Genomic DNA, 15744 nt, shown 5'->3' with positions numbered 1-15744 from the left:
AGGGTGCCCGCGCGCGCCGCCGCCGGATCAGCCCGCCGCCCTGGCTCGCGCCGCGTGCAGCTTCTTGTAGCTTTCGACTAGGCGCTGGTGCCGGTCGAGACCTTCCAGCTGCAGGCTCGTCGGTGTCAGACCGTGGAAGCGCACACTGCCCTCCACCGAGCCGATCGCTGCGTCCATCCGCGCATCGCCAAACAGGCGGCGGAAATTCACCTCGTAATCGGCCAGCGCCATGTCGCTGTCCAGTTGCACTTCCAGCACGGCATTCAGGGCCTGATAGAACAGGCCGCGCTCGACGGTGTTGTCGTTGAACTGCAGGAAGGTTTCGACCAGCTCCTTGGCCTCGTCGAACTGCTTGAGGGCGAGGTGAACGAGTAGCTTCAATTCGAGGATCGTCAGCTGGCCCCAGACGGTGTTGTCGTCGAATTCGATACCGATCAGCGTCTTGATGTCGGTGTAGTCGTCCAGCTCGCTGTCTTCCAGACGCTCGATCAGGGCCTGGAGTTCGTCATCGTCGAGGCGGTGCAGGTTGAGGATGTCGGCACGGAAGTGCAGCGCCTTGTTGGTGTTGTCCCAGATCAGGTCCTCGACCGGGTAGATCTCCGAGTAGCCCGGCACCAGGATGCGGCAGGCCGGTGCGCCGAGGTCGTTGTATTCGGCGACGTACACTTCCTTACCCATCGCTTCGAGGATGCCGAACAGCGTTGCGGCTTCCTCGGCGTTGGAGTCGTCGCCCTGGCCGGAGAAATCCCACTCGACGAATGCGTGATCGGCCCTGGCGCTGAAGAAGCGCCAGGAGACCACGCCGCTCGAGTCGATGAAGTGCTCCACGAAGTTGTTCGGCTCCATCACCGCCTGGCTTTCGAAGGTCGGCTGCGGCAGGTCGTTCAAGCCCTCGAAGCTGCGGCCCTGCAGCAGCTCGGTGAGGCTGCGCTCCAGCGCCACCTCGAAGCTCGGGTGCGCGCCGAAGGAGGCGAACACGCCGCCGGTGCGCGGGTTCATCAGGGTCACGCACATCACCGGGTATTCGCCGCCGAGCGAGGCGTCCTTCACCAATACCGGGAAGCCCTGTTCTTCGAGGCCCTGGATGCCGGCGAGAATGCCCGGGTACTTTGCCAGCACGTCCTGCGGCACATCGGGCAGCGCGATCTCGCCCTCGAGAATTTCACGCTTCACCGCGCGCTCGAAGATCTCCGACAGGCACTGCACCTGCGCCTCGGCCAATGTGTTGCCCGCACTCATGCCGTTGCTGAGGAAGAGGTTCTCGATCAGGTTGGACGGGAAATACACCGTCTCGCCGTCCGAGCGGCGCACGAAGGGCAGCGAGCAAATGCCACGCTCGACGTTGCCGGAGTTGGTGTCGTACAGGTGCGAGCCGCGCAGCTCACCGTCCGGGTTGTAGATGTCCAGGCAATAGGGGTCGAGGATTTCCTTGGGCAGCGCATCCCGGCGGCCCGGCTTGAACCAGCGCTCGTTGGGGTAATGCACGAACGGGGCGTTGGCGATCTCTTCGCCCCAGAACTGATCGTTGTAGAAGAAGTTGCAGTTCAGCCGCTCGATGAACTCGCCCAGCGCCGAAGCCAGTGCGCTTTCCTTCGTCGCGCCCTTGCCATTGGTGAAGCACAGCGGCGACTGCGCATCGCGGATATGCAGCGACCAGACGTTGGGCACGATGTTGCGCCAGGAGGCGATCTCGATCTTCATCCCCAGGCCGGCGAGGATCGCCGACATGTTGGCGATGGTCTGCTCGAGGGGCAGGTCCTTGCCTGGAATGTAGGTGCGCGTCTCGGCGTCGGCGGGAATCAACAGGGCCTGGGCGTCGGCGTCGAGGTTATCGACCTCCTCGATGACGAACTGCGGCCCGGTCTGCACCACCTTTTTCACGGTGCAGCGGTCGATCGATCGCAGGATGCCCTGACGGTCTTTGTCGGATATGTCTGCGGGCAGCTCGACCTGGATCTTGAAGATCTGGTTGTAGCGATTCTCCGGGTCGACGATGTTGTTCTGCGACAGCCGAATGTTCTCAGTGGGGATGCCGCGCGTCTGGCAGTACAGCTTGACGAAGTAGGCCGCACACAGCGCCGAGGACGCGAGGAAGTAATCAAATGGCCCCGGCGCCGAGCCGTCGCCCTTGTAGCGAATCGGCTGGTCGGCAACCACCGTGAAATCATCGAACTTGGCCTCGAGGCGGAGGTTGTCGAGAAAATTGACTTTGATTTCCATGGGGATTACCAGAGCGACGCGAGTGGGCCGGCCATTATCCGGCTTCTCGCCGAGATGTCTTTTCCTTTCGGATCGGCCGTCGGGAGGGCTTGAACGCGGCAGCCCGGATTAAACGGGTAGGGCAGTTGCGCCCGCAGAAACGAAAAAGCCCCAGGCATTGACCTGGGGCTTTTGCAGCTGGCGCATCCGGCGGGATTCGAACCCACGACCCCTGCCTTCGGAGGGCAGTACTCTATCCAGCTGAGCTACGGATGCGTTGCGGGGCGCAATCATACGCATGTCGTCTGCGGTCGTCCATGGCGCTTCGGCGGCTGCGTGGGTGATGGTGCGGACCATGGGGCGGCGATCCGGCCGGTCATCAGGCTGGGCTATGGCGCGTTAATTTTTCCGAACATGGTGTTGTCTGCTAACCGGCGTTAGGCCTAGGATTCGTTCGAGATTTCAAACGCTCTGTCATGCAGGAGGAACCCCGAGGCCTTCGCTCGTTCTGACTAAGGTCAGTCGGAATTCCACTGCTATTGCCCCCTAGTGGCCTCACGGCCTTGGTTCACATCCGGTTCCTTGCCGGCGCTCAGGAGACTGCCATGCAACTCAAAGACACTTCGTTGTTCCGCCAGCAGGCCTATATCGACGGAGCCTGGCAGGACGCGGACAGTGGCGAGACCATCAAGGTCAACAACCCGGCCAGCAACGAGATCCTTGGCACCGTGCCGAAAATGGGCGCCGCCGAAACCCGCCGCGCCATCGAGGCGGCCGAGCGCGCCTTGCCGGCCTGGCGCGACCTGACCGCCAAGGAGCGCTCGCAGAAGCTGCGTCGCTGGTTCGAGCTGATGATGGAGAACCAGGACGACCTGGGCCGGCTGATGACACTTGAGCAGGGCAAGCCGCTGGCCGAATCCAAGGGCGAGATCGCCTACGCTGCCTCCTTCATCGAATGGTTCGCCGAGGAAGCGAAGCGAATCTATGGCGATACCATCCCGGGTCATCAGAAAGACAAGCGCATCATCGTCATCAAGCAGCCGATCGGCGTGACCGCAGCCATCACGCCGTGGAACTTCCCGGCGGCCATGATTACCCGTAAAGCCGGCCCGGCACTGGCCGCGGGTTGCACAATGGTGCTCAAGCCCGCTAGCCAGACACCGTTTTCCGCGCTGGCGCTCGCCGAGTTGGCCGAGCGTGCCGGCGTTCCGAAGGGCGTCTTTAGCGTGATCACAGGATCGGCCGGCGACATCGGCAACGAGCTGACGGCCAACCCGACGGTACGGAAACTCACCTTTACCGGCTCCACCGAGGTCGGCGCCAAGCTGATGGAGCAGTGCGCGCCGGGCATCAAGAAAGTTTCGCTGGAGCTGGGCGGCAACGCGCCGTTCCTGGTGTTCGATGACGCGGACCTCGACGAGGCGGTCAAGGGCGCCATGCAGTCCAAGTACCGCAACGCCGGGCAGACGTGTGTCTGCGTCAACCGCATCTATGTGCAGGACGGCGTCTACGAGGCCTTCGCCGAAAAATTCAAGGCGGCAGTGGAGAAGCTGAAGGTCGGCAACGGCCTGGACGAGGGCGTCGACATTGGCCCGCTGATCGACGACCGTGCGGCAACCAAGGTGCGCGAGCACATCGAGGACGCCGTCGCCAATGGCGCCCAGGTGCTCACCGGAGGCAAGGCGCACGAAATGGGCGGCAGTTACTTCGAGCCGACCTTGATGGTCAACGTGCCGCACACCGCTAAGGTAGCGAAGGAAGAGACCTTCGGCCCGCTGGCGCCGCTGTTCCGCTTCAAGGACGAAGCCGAGGGCATCGCCCTGGCGAACGACACCGAGTTTGGTCTGGCCGCCTACTTCTATGCGCGTGATCTGGGCCGGGTGTTCCGCGTGGCCGAGGCGATCGAGTCGGGGATGGTGGGGATCAATACCGGCATGATCTCCACCGAGGTCGCGCCCTTCGGCGGCGTGAAGTCCTCTGGCCTCGGCCGCGAAGGCTCGAAATACGGCATCGAGGACTACGTTGAGATCAAGTACCTCTGCCTGGGGTTGTAACACCCATCCGTCGCGCCCGGCCGTTTTTGTAGGAGCGAATGAATTCGCCCTGGCGGGTTTCGCAGGCTATCCGGGCGAATAAATTCGCCCCTACGGGCGTTTGCGTTTGGCTGTGGGGCGAAATCGCCCCCAAACGGGCGGCGTCTGTCTGTAGGGGCGAACTTGTTCGCCCACGCTCGCGCGCATCACGGCGCCTTGCCTTGCTCGCCGCTCGTCTCTCGGCAACCTGATCTTTCGCGTCACCGTCTGGACGCCTCTAAGGTTGTTCAACCAGGGCGGGTGCTGACTCACCTATCGACATCCAGAAATGGCTCGACTATTCTGCTGTGCGAAACATGGTTTCGTAAAAATAAGTCCAATTAATCTCTCGCTATAGACGGAGGTCTGCCATGTCCGATGTCGTTCACCTCGAACGCCGGGGCTCGATTGCCCTTATCACGGTCAACAACCCACCGGTCAACGCGCTCGGCGTGGCGGTGCGCCAGGGGCTGCAGCAGGCCTTTCAGGCGGCCGACGCCGACCCGGACGTAAAGGCCGTGGCGCTCGTGTGTGACGGCAGCACCTTTATTGCCGGTGCCGACATCAAGGAGTTTGGCAAGCCGCCGCAGGCGCCGAGTCTGCCAGACGTCATCGATGTGATCGAAAACAGCCATAAGCCGAGCGTCGCTGTAATCCACGGCACCGCGTTGGGCGGCGGCCTGGAGGTTGCGCTGGGCTGCCATTACCGCATCGCACGTGAAGATGCCAAGGTTGGCCTGCCGGAGGTTAAGCTCGGCTTGCTGCCCGGTGCGGGTGGCACCCAGCGGCTGCCGCGCTTGGCGGGCGTGGCCAAGGCGCTCGACATGATCGTCAGCGGCGAGCCGATCGGTGCGAGCGAGGCAGTCGAGCACCACATCGTCGATGAGTTGTTCGAAGGTGATCTGGTCGAGGCCGGCCTGGCTTATGCGCAGCGCCTGATCGACGAAGGCCGTGCCCCGCGGCGCACCGGCGAGCAGACGAGCGGGCTGGAAGGGGCGGACAACGCCGAGCTCATCGCCGCCAAACACGCTGAAGTCGCCAAGCGCATGCGCGGGCTGTTCTCACCGCTGCGCTGCGTTGCTGCGGTCGAAGCGGCGACGACGCTGCCGCTGGCCGAAGGCCTCAAGCGCGAGCGCGAGCTGTTCGTCGAATGCCTGAACTCGCCGCAACGCGGGGCCTTGGTGCATAGCTTTTTCGCGGAACGCCAGGCCGGCAAGATCGCTGACCTGCCGTCGGACGTGAAGCCACGCACGGTCAAATCCGCCGCAGTGATTGGTGGTGGCACCATGGGCGTCGGTATCGCGCTGTGCTTCGCCAACGCTGGCATTCCGGTCAAGCTCCTGGAAATCAACGGGGACGCGCTCGCGCGCGCCCTGCAGCGCGCCCGCGATACCTATGGCGCCAGCGTCAAGCGCGGCAGCCTGACCGAGGCGGCGATGGAGAAGCGTCTCGCGCTCGTCGAAGGCGTCACCGACTACGCCGCGTTGGGCAACGTTGACTTGGTGATCGAGGCCGTATTCGAGGAGATGGACGTCAAGCGGCAGGTCTTCGAACGCCTCGATGCGGTGTGCAAGCCGGGCGCGATCCTCGCTAGCAACACCTCTTCGCTGGACCTGAACCAGATTGCCGCCTTTACCCAGCGCCCCGAGGACGTGGTCGGCCTGCATTTCTTCAGCCCGGCCAACGTCATGCGCCTGCTGGAAGTGGTGCGTGGCGCGAAAACCAGCCACGAGGTGCTCGCCACTGCGATGGCGGTCGGCAAGCAGCTGAAGAAGGTTTCCGTGGTGGTTGGCGTCTGCGACGGATTCGTCGGCAACCGCATGGTGTTCCAGTACGGGCGCGAGGCGGAGTTCCTGCTCGAAGAAGGCGCCACGCCAGGGCAGGTGGACGGTGCACTGCGCAACTTCGGCATGGCCATGGGACCGTTCGCGATGCGCGACTTGTCCGGTCTCGACATCGGCCAGGCGATCCGCAAGCGCCAGCGCGCCGAGCTACCGGCCGATCGCGACTTTCCCACCGTGTCGGACAAGCTCTGCGAAGCCGGCATGCTCGGGCAGAAGACCGGCGCCGGCTACTACCGTTACGAGCCGGGCAATCGTATGCCGCTGGAAAACCCCGATCTCGCGCCGATGCTCGAAGCCGCTTCGCGCGAAAAGGGTATCGAGCGGCGCGAGCTCGATGAGCAGTACATCATCGAGCGGACGATTTATGCGCTGGTCAACGAGGGCGCGAAAATTCTCGAGGAAGGCATTGCCCAGCGCTCCGGCGACATCGATGTCATCTACCTCAACGGCTACGGCTTCCCGGCGTTCCGCGGTGGCCCGATGTTCTATGCCGACAGCGTCGGCCTGGACCAGGTGCTGGCGCGGGTCAAGGAACTGCACGCACGTTGCGGCGACTGGTGGAAGCCTGCGCCGCTGCTGGAAAAACTGGCCGCCGAAGGCCGCAAGTTCTCGGACTGGCAAGCCGGCCAATGAGCCCGCGCGCCACAACCATGCTGAACGATCAGAGGATGTATTCATGAACGTCAATTTCACAGCCGAAGAGCTCGCGTTCCGTGACGAAGTGCGGGCCTTCCTCGAAAGCGAGCTGCCGGCGGACATTGCCGCCAAGGTGAAGCTCGGCAAGCATCTGTCCAAAGAGGACCACCAGCGCTGGCAGCAGATCCTGTCGAAGAAGGGCTGGTACGTGCCCGGCTGGCCGGTGGAGTTTGGCGGCACCACCTGGGGACCGGTCGAGAAGCACATCTTCGACGAAGAGCTGGCCGCGTACGGCGGGCCACGCACCATCCCGTTCGGCCCGAACATGGTCGCCCCGGTGATCCTTAAGTTCGGCACCCAGCAGCAGAAGGATTACTACCTGCCGCGCATTCTTTCGGGCGAAGACTGGTGGTGCCAGGGTTATTCCGAGCCGGGCGCCGGCTCCGACTTGGCGAGCCTGAAGACCCGCGCGGTACGCGATGGCGACCACTACATCGTCAACGGCCAGAAGACTTGGACCACCCTCGGCCAGTACGCCAACATGATTTTCTGCCTGGTGCGCACCGACCCGGAAGCCCAGCAGCAGCGCGGCATTAGCTTCCTCTTGATCGACATGAGCACGCCGGGCATCAGCGTGCGGCCGATCATCACGCTCGACGGTGACCACGAGGTTAACGAAGTCTTTTTCGATAACGTCCGCGTGCCGGTGGAAAACCTGGTCGGCGAAGAGAACAAGGGTTGGACCTGTGCCAAGTACCTGCTGACGCATGAGCGCACCGGCCTTGCCGGCATCGGCGCCTCGAAGGCGGCGCTGGCGCACCTCAAGCGCATCGCCATGAAGGAAACTGCCGGTGGCCAGCCGATGCTCGAAGACCCGCTGTTCCGCGCCCAGGTCGCCGAGGTGGAGATGCAGCTGATGGCCATCGAGATGAGCACCCTGCGCATTCTCGCTGCGGCGAAGGAAGGCGGCGTGCCGGGCGCCGAATCCTCGATCCTCAAGGTCAAGGGCACCGAGATCCGCCAGGCGATCACCCACCTGCTGCGCAAGGTCATCGGCCCCTACGCGCTGCCGTTCCTGGAGGAAGAGCTGGAACTCGACTACGAGGGCGAGCTGCTGCATGAGGACTACAGCGCTTCGCTGGCCGGTGACTACTTCAACATGCGCAAGCTGTCGATCTTCGGCGGCTCCAACGAAATTCAGAAGAACATCGTCTCGAAGATGATTCTCGAGCTGTAAGGGGGCACCGCAATGGACTTCAAACTGACTGAAGAGCAGCAAATGCTGCAGGACACCGCGGCGCGGCTGGTACGCGACGCCTACCCGTTCGAGCAGCGCGAGAAATATCGCGAATCCGAGCAGGGCTTTTCCCAGGCGTTCTGGAACCAGCTCGGCGAGCTGGGCCTGACTGCCGTGCCCTTCGCCGAAGAGTTCGGCGGCTTCGGTGGCAGCGGCGTGGAAACCATGCTGGTGATGACCGAACTGGGCCGCGGCCTGACGCTCGAGCCCTACCTGCACTCGGTGGTGTTCGGCGGCGGCCTGATCGACCAGCTCGGCAGCGATGCCCAGAAGCAGGGCCTGCTGCCCCAAGTCGCGGCTGCCTCGCTGCAACTGGCAGTGGCCCTCGAAGAACCCCAGAGCCACTACTACCTGAACGACGTGCAGACCCGCGCAGAAGCCGCCAGCGATGGCTTCAAACTGTCCGGGCGCAAGGCGGTGGTTATCGGCGGGCACACCGCCGGCACGCTCATCGTCTCGGCACGGGTCAGCGGCGAGCGTTTCGATGAGCAGGGCATCGGCCTGTTCCTCGTCGACCCGAGCGCACAGGGCGTGACCCGCCGCGTTTATCCGACCATCGACGGGCGCAAGGGCTGCGAGCTGTTCCTCGACAATGTCGAGGTCGGTGCCGACGCCGTGCTCGGCGCGCCGGGCCAGGCCTTCGCCGCACTGCGGTACCAGCAGGGCCGCGCCATCGCTGCCCAATGTGCCGAAGCGCTGGGCAACATGGACGAGGCCTGCAAGCTGACCCTCGACTACCTGAAAACCCGCAAGCAATTCGGCGTGCCGATCGGCAAGTTCCAGGTGCTGCAGCACCGCATGGTCGACATGCAGACCGAACTGGAGCAGGCGACCAGCATGGCGATTCTCGCAGCCACCTTCGCCGACGCCGAAGACAACGACGACCGTCGCCGCGTGCTGGCCGCCGCCAAGTACATCTGCACCCGCGCCGGCCGCAAGATCGCCGAGGAAGCCATCCAGCTACACGGCGGCATCGGCATGACCTGGGAATACAACCTCGCCCACCACGCCAAACGGCTGGTCATGATCGGCCATGAGTTCGGTGACGAGGACCATCACGTCAAGGCGTTTGCGGGATTGATGCAGGTGGCATGAGGCGCGTTTAGCGGGCGCAGACCTTTCCCTGGCAGTCGAGCGGCGGGGAACCAGACCTACCCGGTTCCCCTGGTCGTTTAAGCGGCCCTCTCGCTACGAAGCCCGTCGTGAGCTTACAGACTGTCCAGCTGCGGATTCAGGCGCTCGAGCATGCGCTCCTGACGGCTCGGGTCCTGCAACGACATGAGGTCGGTCAGGCGGATGCGCTCCTTCGGCTCGATGGTCAGGCGGACACCGCTGATCTCGCCCAGCATGGCTTCACCCAGCAGTTCGCAGGCATCCTCGAACCCCGCCGGGAAACTGGCGGACTCGCGCTCGCAGGTTTTCTGCGTGTCTGCCACGACCTTGCGGTAATGCGCCTTGCGTTGCGCATCGGCGTCTCCGGCGCCGGGGTCTAGCGGCGTGTTGTAGCGCTGATAGAGGGCGATGCTGCGGGCGGCCGCGCCGCGGTCCTCCAGGCTGACCATGGTGTCGCCCAGCTCGGCACGCTCGACGCTCGAGGCCAGCGCGCCGAGCGGGTTGGTCAGGCCGAACGGCGTCTTCGCCTCGCCAAGCTCATCGGCCAGCCGACGCAAGGTACGGTTGAGGTCGCGCAGGTTGCTCAGCCGGTAACTGACGCGTGAATCGAACAGCTTGGGCATGCCAACGGACAGGTCCGTTTCGAGCGTGCCGTTGTCATCGTCGATGTCCAGGTACAGCTCGAGCGTGAAGGGTTCGAGGTCGGTCAGCCCGCTGCTCACTGCCGGGCTAAATCCGCGTAGCAGGCCGAACCCCCCGGCCAGGGAGTTCAGCGCGCCCAAGGCGGAGCGGTCAGCCTGTACGCCCTCAAGCTGCAGGCGCACGCGGGTGCGCTCGTCGCTGATGTCGCGATCGCTGATCACAAGCTGCTCGATGTAGAGCTGCGGATCGTTTTTGCCAAACTCAGCGCGGACCCCATTAAGCGTCACTCGTCCGCCGAGAGGGCTCGAGGAGACCGATTCCCAGCTCAGGTTGTTGCCCAGGTCGTGGTCGTAGACCCAGTCCTCGAGCAGGCTGTCGGCCTGGCTGCTGCTGTAGGCGCTGAGGCCGAAATAGCCGCCGGCGATGACCACTACGGCGGCGCCGAGGATAAGGGGAAGGCGGCTCATTGATTGTCTCCTTGCTGGGCGGCGCGCTCTGGCCATGCCTGTTCGATGCGTTGTCGCGCCAGTTCTGGCGTCCATTCGGGGTCGCCGATCTGGTGGCGGACCAGCGCCAGCGGGTCGAGCAGATCCGTGCAGCCGTCTTTCTCGCAGGGCTGGACCGAGGCGGCGGTGATCCGAGTGAGCGGCAGGCCTTGCTCATCTTTGCGGGTGCTGTCCAGGCGGGCTTTGCCCTTGACCAGAAACCAGCCTTCGTCGAGTGCGGGCTGCTTCTGGTCGGCTTCGAGTTCCGCCGCGTAGGGGTAGTCGAGCGTCCAGCCGCCGTCTGCTTTACCGTCGATATGCACGATCTGGCTATACGTTTGCTCGCCGCCCCGCATCATCGCGCCGTAGCCACCGCCGCCGAAGGGCGTATAGCTCGCGTCGGTCAGCAGCTGCCGGTAGAGCATTTGCGGGTCCCGCGCCTGGTCCTGCATCTGCTCGTAGAGCTGCAGGCGTTGTTCGGCCTGGCGCCCTGCCAGCTGGCGCTCCAGCTGCGCCTTGCGCTCGCGCTCAGCCTCGGCCTGGCGCTGGCGTTCGGCCTCCTTGCGTTCGAAGGAGAAGAGGTGATTCTGCGCGCGGGCAGGGTTGTATTCCCATTGTTTGGTCCGGTAGTGACGGTTCAGACCGATCTCGTAGAGCCAGTAGTCACGGTCGTGCGCCTGCAGCGCCTTGTCCAGGTCGCGAACGCCGACGAACTCGATCGCGCCGATTTCAGGGGCTTTCTGGGTCAGGTAGGCGGTCGCGAGGTCGAGGGTCAGGCGAATGCTGTCCAGCTCGCGGAACAGATCCCGGTTCTCGGTGAGGCCAACCAGCGAGGCGCTGCCGCCGCTCCAGTGGCCGCCGTAGCGCTGGAATTGCAAGCGGATGAGGTAATGCACCTTGCTGGCCGGCTCGCTGTGCAGCAGCAGGTAAAGGTCGTGATTGGCGGCCATACCGACCACCGGCAATTGCGGGGCTTTGCCGTGTATCGCGAGGCCGTTGATGAAGGTGCCATTGAAGCTGTGCACCCGCACGCCGTCCCGGCGGATGAGCTCGAATCGGCCTTTGCCCTGGGCATAGCCATCCGGGCCGCAAGCGGTGTCAGTCGAGCGCAGGGTGACATTCGCGAGGCCGTCCTTGGGCGTAAAGGCCAGGCGGAAGCGACAGCCGTTCTGGTCGGCGATCTCGTTCAGGAAATCCGCCTTCGCGAATACCGCTTCGGGCGCCTCCGGCTGCCAGCCAGCGACACTGAAGGGTTTCGCCACTGGGCTTGCATCCGGCTGCTCGGCGGTTGGCTCAGTCGCAGGCGCTGCCTGGGTGTTGTCCTCGGTGGGCGACGGTCGCGGCGCGGCTGTAATGATGGGCTCGGCCTGCTTGGTAGCGGTGTCAGGCGATGGAGACGGCGCCGGAGCGGGTTCGGTCGGCTTGGCAGGAGGAGTGGCCTCGGCAGCGGCGTTGGCGATGTCTTGTGCTGGTTCTTCGCGGGGTGATGCGGGTTCCGGCGCGGGTGCTTTGGTCGCGACTGCATCGGTAGCGGGGGCCGTTGCCTGTTGCGCTGCCCAGTCATTGGCGCGGCTCGCGGTGCCTGTCAGCGCGGCGGCACTGCTCGGCGTCGTGGCGGTCCAGCTAAGCGCAGTCGCCGCCGGGCACTGGCTGCGCATCAGTCCGCCGAGCTTGGGCAACAGCCGGTCGACGGCGGCCTGCTCGACCTCGCCGTCGAAGACGAAACGCAGCTTGAGGGCGTCGCTGCACCAGGGTTGGCCGTCGGCGTGGTCGACGAATACTTCGACCTTCTCGGCTTTCGAGTACGCGAGGCGGTGTGTGGCCGCCTGTACGGAGACGGCGATCGTGAGTAGCGGAAGGGCCAGCAGGGCGCCGGTGCGTGCATTCATCAGATCAGCTCCCAGGCGCCGTCCGAGGCCTGGCAAGCCTTGGCCGTTTCGACTTCGTTACTGCCCTGGGTCGTGACGTCGTACTGGATCGTGCGACAGGTGGTTTGTGCTGTCACAGGCTGTTCGACCGGCAATGCGTCGAGATCCACGGCGTCCAGGTCGATACCTTTGCTCGAGGCGGTGGCGACATCGATGCTGTCGAGGTCGGTGGCGGTGTCCGCTTTGGCCGTCTGTGCCGTTTGCGCCTCCACCTTGGCTACCAGCGGCGCGTAGACATAACCGATGGTCACGCCACGGCGGCCGACCATGATCCAGTCGTTGTCGGTGCGGCCGATGGCCGTGAAGGTGGTGCCGGTCGGCAGCCCGGCCACCTTGTCGGCGTTCAGGTCAGGCGCGTTGCGTACGTTGGCCGACTTCAGGGCGCGGTATGGCTGGTTGATCAGCGTCATGTTGGCGACCGGCTGCACCTTCGGTGTGCGCTTGATGGCGATTTGACGCTCGACTGTTTCGGTCTTGATCGGGGTGATGGTGGCCTTGGCGTCGCTGTGGGTCGATGACCATTGCGTCGCCTGGCCATCGCTGGCGTGCTGCAGCGCCTGCTGGGTCTGGACGGCCAGTGCTTCGCGGTCTTGTGCGTCCAGCTTGGCGCCGATCGTCTTGCCCAGATAACCGCCAGCCAATGCGCCGGCGATCATCGCCGCAGTTCGCCCGCTGCCACCGCCGACCTGGCTACCGACGAGAATGCCGGCCGCGGTGCCGACCAGCGTGCCGATGTTTTCCTTGTTGGCCCACTCGTTGTCCGCCATGTTGGCGCAGCCGGAGCTGATTGCGAGTGCGCTGCCAAGCAGCAGGGTGCTGGTTTTCTTGACGAAGCCCATGGAGCTGTCCTTCTTCGAATGGCCGGCTGATGATCGGACTGATGCGACGGCAGGTGCCACGCCGAAGGGCTGCCGTTCAATCCATGAAGTGGCGAGCAATTACACACAATTCTCACCGGTATCACAAACCGAAAGGCTCTAGCACGAGGGTTTCAGCGGTATAGGAGGGATTAAGTCGGGCGCGCTCGGTCGCGGTCGGATAACCCGTTTCGGTTATAGGCCAAGCGCAGATGCGGCTAAAAGAAGCGAAACGCCCGGTGTTTGCCGGGAGTTTTCGTCTAGCCAGGGTTAATCCTTATTCTGCTGCTGATGCTCGGCCTGTGCACTATGTCGCGGCCTTCGGCTTCCACGCCTCCAACCGATCCAGGCTGGCGCGGTAGTGCTTGAGGCCGATGCTGAGCAGAATGATTGCGCCGACCAGGGCGATGCCGGTGACGATCAGCAGCGAGTAGCGCAGGGCGTTGTCGTCGCCAAAGACGAAGTCGGTACCCAGCGCGACGGCGGTCGGGCCGATGCCGAGGCCAACCATGGTGATGACGAACAAGTAGACCGCGGACGCCTGGCCGCGCATGGCGTTGGGCATGATCTCCTGGATAGCCGCCGGGCCGACGCCGAAGGGCATGGCGATGGTGAAGACGTGGAAGGCGATCAGCGTCAGCGCAAGCTCGCCACTGCCAGCGAGGTAGGCGAGGTTGAGCGGTAAGGTCAACGCGGCAGAGACGATCGCGACTCTAAGCGGTGCATCGCGGTAGCCGCGGCGGTGCAGCAGATCGGATAGCCGCCCTCCGGCGATGATGCCCAATGACCCAGCCACCGCCACCACCGAGCCGTAGAGCACGCCGACGTCGCTGGCCGACCAGCCGTAGGTGCGGATGAAGAAGGTGGGAATCCAGGCCGAGCTGCCATAGGCGGCGAACGCCAGGCAGGCGAAGCCGAAATTGTGGCAGAGCACGGTGCAGCGATTCTGCCGAATGTAGCCAGCCACTTCGCTCAGCGGAACCTCGATGCCCGCCCCGACGCCCTTGCGTGAAGGTTCGCGAATCACCAGAAGTACCGCGGTAAAGAGCACGCCAGCGGCGCCCAGTACCAGGAAGATCAGCTGCCAGGGGCGCACCATGCCCAGTATGGGTAGGGCGACATCGCCCTGCGCCGAGGCGAACTTGACCACGAGCCCGCCCAGTAGGAAGGCCAGGCCCGAGCCGATGTAGATGCCCATCGAATACACGCTCATCGCTGTGCCGCGCAGCTTGGGCGGAAAGCTGTCGGCGATCAGCGAATAGGCCGAGGGCGACAGCGCGGCCTCGCCCACGCCTACGCCGATACGAAACAGCAAAAATTGCCAGAACGTGCGCGCCGTGCCGCACAGGGCGGTCATCAGGCTCCACACCAACACGCCGATCGCGATGATGCCGCGGCGGCTTTTGCGGTCGGCGAGGCGCCCGATAGGAACACCGCAGATGGTGTAGAACACTGCGAACGAGAAGCCCATCAGCAGGCTCATGTGGGTGTCGGTGATATCGAGATCGCGCCGAATCGGCTCGACCAGCAGGTTCAGGATCTGCCGGTCGACGAACGAGAGGACGTAGGCGAGCATCAGGATCGCGACCGTCATCCAGGCGCGGGTGCTCGACGGATAGCCGTTATTGTTGTTGGACATGGCAGCTCCGATAGCAAGTGGCTTTTCAGCCTCCTCACTCTTGTAGGAGATCAGCCAGAGGGCAAGATCAATAACGGCCGCATATGTTTCGAAATATGCTGCAAGTGTTTCGCTGTGCGAAATTATCCTAGGCGGCCGTGCGGCCTTTTTCGCTCAGCTCCGGTAGCAACCAGCGGGTCCAGAGGCTGTCAGCGAAGCTGCGCCGAAAAAAGCCGAAGTGTCCGATGCGCTTGGCACCCACGTCTCGCGGATCGATGCGGTGCATGGTCTTTGGCGCGGAGCGATAGAAGCTGTGCAGCGATTCAGTGTTGCGTGCCGACATCATTTCGTCGTCGCTGAACGACAGCGAGGTTAGCGGCGTGCGAACGGCGTCGAAGGCGCGCTGAACAGATTCCCCCTCCACGCCAATCAGGTACTCCGGGTGCAGGCACCAGCGGCGCCACTGGCGGATCACGCCGGCGGGCAGGTCGCCAACCGCCCCGATGCGGCCGCCTGGGAAGTACCCAGCGATAGCCGTCAACGTAGGGGCCAGACCGTGCCAGAGCAGCCACGCTTTGCGACGGATCTGCGGGCTGTTTTCGCGCCAGTAGCCGCTACCGGCGGCAATGGTGACGATGCGGGCCAGGCGTTCATGGCCGCTCACCAAAGGCAGGATTTGCGCGCCGACGCTGTGTCCGATCCAGTACAGCGGGCGGCCCGCCGCCGCGTCGGTCAGGCGGGCCAGCATGGCGCTGCAGTCATGGCGCGCCCAGTCGAGGATGTCGATGTCCAGCTGCCGCAGCGGCACCTGGCGCGAGCGGCCCATGCCCAGGTAGTCGAACGTCACCACGAGATAGCCGCGCTCGGCCAGCCAGCGAGCGAAGTCCGTGTAGAAGCGCTGCGGTACGCCCATGGCTGGGGCGATCAATACCGCACCCTGAAACGCGCCTGCCGGACGGTACCACTGGCTCGCCAGCTGGTGGCCATTGCCGTTATCGATCGAATGTTCTTCTACCTGTATCGTCGCCATCTTGTTGTTCTCCACGCTTTCTG

General features: G+C 64.1%; 10 protein-coding genes and 1 tRNA gene. 4 read left to right on the top strand and 7 right to left on the bottom strand.

Annotation, left to right across the window (positions count from 1 at the left end):
- Positions 1–27: 27 nt before the first annotated feature.
- On the bottom strand, positions 28–2220 hold the full coding sequence (locus KXR72_RS14630) for an OsmC domain/YcaO domain-containing protein (RefSeq protein ID WP_437421815.1): 2193 nt from the start codon (positions 2218–2220) through the stop codon (positions 28–30).
- A gap of 178 nt (positions 2221–2398) precedes the next feature.
- A tRNA-Arg gene (locus tag KXR72_RS14625) sits at positions 2399–2475 on the bottom strand.
- Between the two features lie 329 nt (positions 2476–2804).
- On the opposite strand from KXR72_RS14625, the gene gabD reads away from it, so the two are divergent.
- The 4 genes from gabD to KXR72_RS14605 all read left to right on the top strand — a co-directional run bounded on the left by gabD (position 2805) and on the right by KXR72_RS14605 (position 9143).
- On the top strand, positions 2805–4253 hold the full coding sequence (gabD, locus tag KXR72_RS14620; RefSeq protein ID WP_437421814.1) for an NADP-dependent succinate-semialdehyde dehydrogenase: 1449 nt from the start codon (positions 2805–2807) through the stop codon (positions 4251–4253).
- Positions 4254–4642: 389 nt separating this feature from the next.
- Entirely contained in the window at positions 4643–6748 is a 2106-nt protein-coding gene (locus tag KXR72_RS14615) for a 3-hydroxyacyl-CoA dehydrogenase NAD-binding domain-containing protein (RefSeq protein ID WP_437421813.1), read from the top strand.
- 43 nt (positions 6749–6791) lie between these two features.
- The gene (locus tag KXR72_RS14610) at positions 6792–7988 is read left to right on the top strand and encodes an acyl-CoA dehydrogenase family protein (RefSeq protein WP_437421812.1); all 1197 of its coding nucleotides are present in this window, start codon (positions 6792–6794) and stop codon (positions 7986–7988) included.
- Positions 7989–8000: 12 nt separating this feature from the next.
- Positions 8001–9143, top strand: coding sequence for an acyl-CoA dehydrogenase family protein (locus tag KXR72_RS14605; RefSeq protein ID WP_437421811.1), 1143 nt, complete (start codon positions 8001–8003; stop codon positions 9141–9143).
- Between the two features lie 113 nt (positions 9144–9256).
- On the opposite strand, the gene KXR72_RS14600 is transcribed toward KXR72_RS14605, so the two are convergent.
- From KXR72_RS14600 to KXR72_RS14580, 5 genes are all read right to left on the bottom strand, one after another.
- A complete protein-coding gene (locus KXR72_RS14600; protein WP_437421810.1) occupies positions 9257–10270 on the bottom strand; it encodes a hypothetical protein in 1014 nt (337 codons plus the stop codon).
- Complete coding sequence (locus tag KXR72_RS14595) at positions 10267–12177, bottom strand: hypothetical protein (protein ID WP_437421809.1); 1911 nt, start codon at positions 12175–12177, stop codon at positions 10267–10269. Before KXR72_RS14595 ends, KXR72_RS14600 begins: the two co-directional genes overlap by 4 nt.
- Complete coding sequence (locus KXR72_RS14590) at positions 12177–13055, bottom strand: SH3 domain-containing protein (protein ID WP_437421808.1); 879 nt, start codon at positions 13053–13055, stop codon at positions 12177–12179. The genes KXR72_RS14595 and KXR72_RS14590 overlap by 1 nt, the downstream gene beginning before the upstream one ends.
- A gap of 325 nt (positions 13056–13380) precedes the next feature.
- The gene (locus KXR72_RS14585; protein ID WP_437421807.1) at positions 13381–14712 is read right to left on the bottom strand and encodes a spinster family MFS transporter; all 1332 of its coding nucleotides are present in this window, start codon (positions 14710–14712) and stop codon (positions 13381–13383) included.
- Between the two features lie 127 nt (positions 14713–14839).
- The gene (locus KXR72_RS14580; protein WP_437421806.1) at positions 14840–15721 is read right to left on the bottom strand and encodes an alpha/beta hydrolase family protein; all 882 of its coding nucleotides are present in this window, start codon (positions 15719–15721) and stop codon (positions 14840–14842) included.
- Between the last annotated feature and the right edge of the window lie 23 nt (positions 15722–15744).

This window comes from Stutzerimonas chloritidismutans, assembly GCF_051486945.1.
In the GTDB taxonomy this organism is placed as follows: domain Bacteria; phylum Pseudomonadota; class Gammaproteobacteria; order Pseudomonadales; family Pseudomonadaceae; genus Stutzerimonas; species Stutzerimonas chloritidismutans_B.
Note: the sequence above shows the minus strand (reverse complement) of the source record. Positions and strands in the feature narration are given on the sequence as shown.

Bases quoted from the DNA above. Each gene is read 5' to 3' on its own strand.
- KXR72_RS14630 (WP_437421815.1), bottom strand. From the start codon at position 2,220: ATGGAAATCAAAGTCAATTTTCTCGACAACCTCCGCCTCGAGGCCAAG.
- gabD (WP_437421814.1), top strand. From the start codon at position 2,805: ATGCAACTCAAAGACACTTCGTTGTTCCGCCAGCAGGCCTATATCGAC.
- KXR72_RS14615 (WP_437421813.1), top strand. From the start codon at position 4,643: ATGTCCGATGTCGTTCACCTCGAACGCCGGGGCTCGATTGCCCTTATC.
- KXR72_RS14610 (WP_437421812.1), top strand. From the start codon at position 6,792: ATGAACGTCAATTTCACAGCCGAAGAGCTCGCGTTCCGTGACGAAGTG.
- KXR72_RS14605 (WP_437421811.1), top strand. From the start codon at position 8,001: ATGGACTTCAAACTGACTGAAGAGCAGCAAATGCTGCAGGACACCGCG.
- KXR72_RS14600 (WP_437421810.1), bottom strand. From the start codon at position 10,270: ATGAGCCGCCTTCCCCTTATCCTCGGCGCCGCCGTAGTGGTCATCGCC.
- KXR72_RS14595 (WP_437421809.1), bottom strand. From the start codon at position 12,177: ATGAATGCACGCACCGGCGCCCTGCTGGCCCTTCCGCTACTCACGATC.
- KXR72_RS14590 (WP_437421808.1), bottom strand. From the start codon at position 13,055: ATGGGCTTCGTCAAGAAAACCAGCACCCTGCTGCTTGGCAGCGCACTC.
- KXR72_RS14585 (WP_437421807.1), bottom strand. From the start codon at position 14,712: ATGTCCAACAACAATAACGGCTATCCGTCGAGCACCCGCGCCTGGATG.
- KXR72_RS14580 (WP_437421806.1), bottom strand. From the start codon at position 15,721: ATGGCGACGATACAGGTAGAAGAACATTCGATCGATAACGGCAATGGC.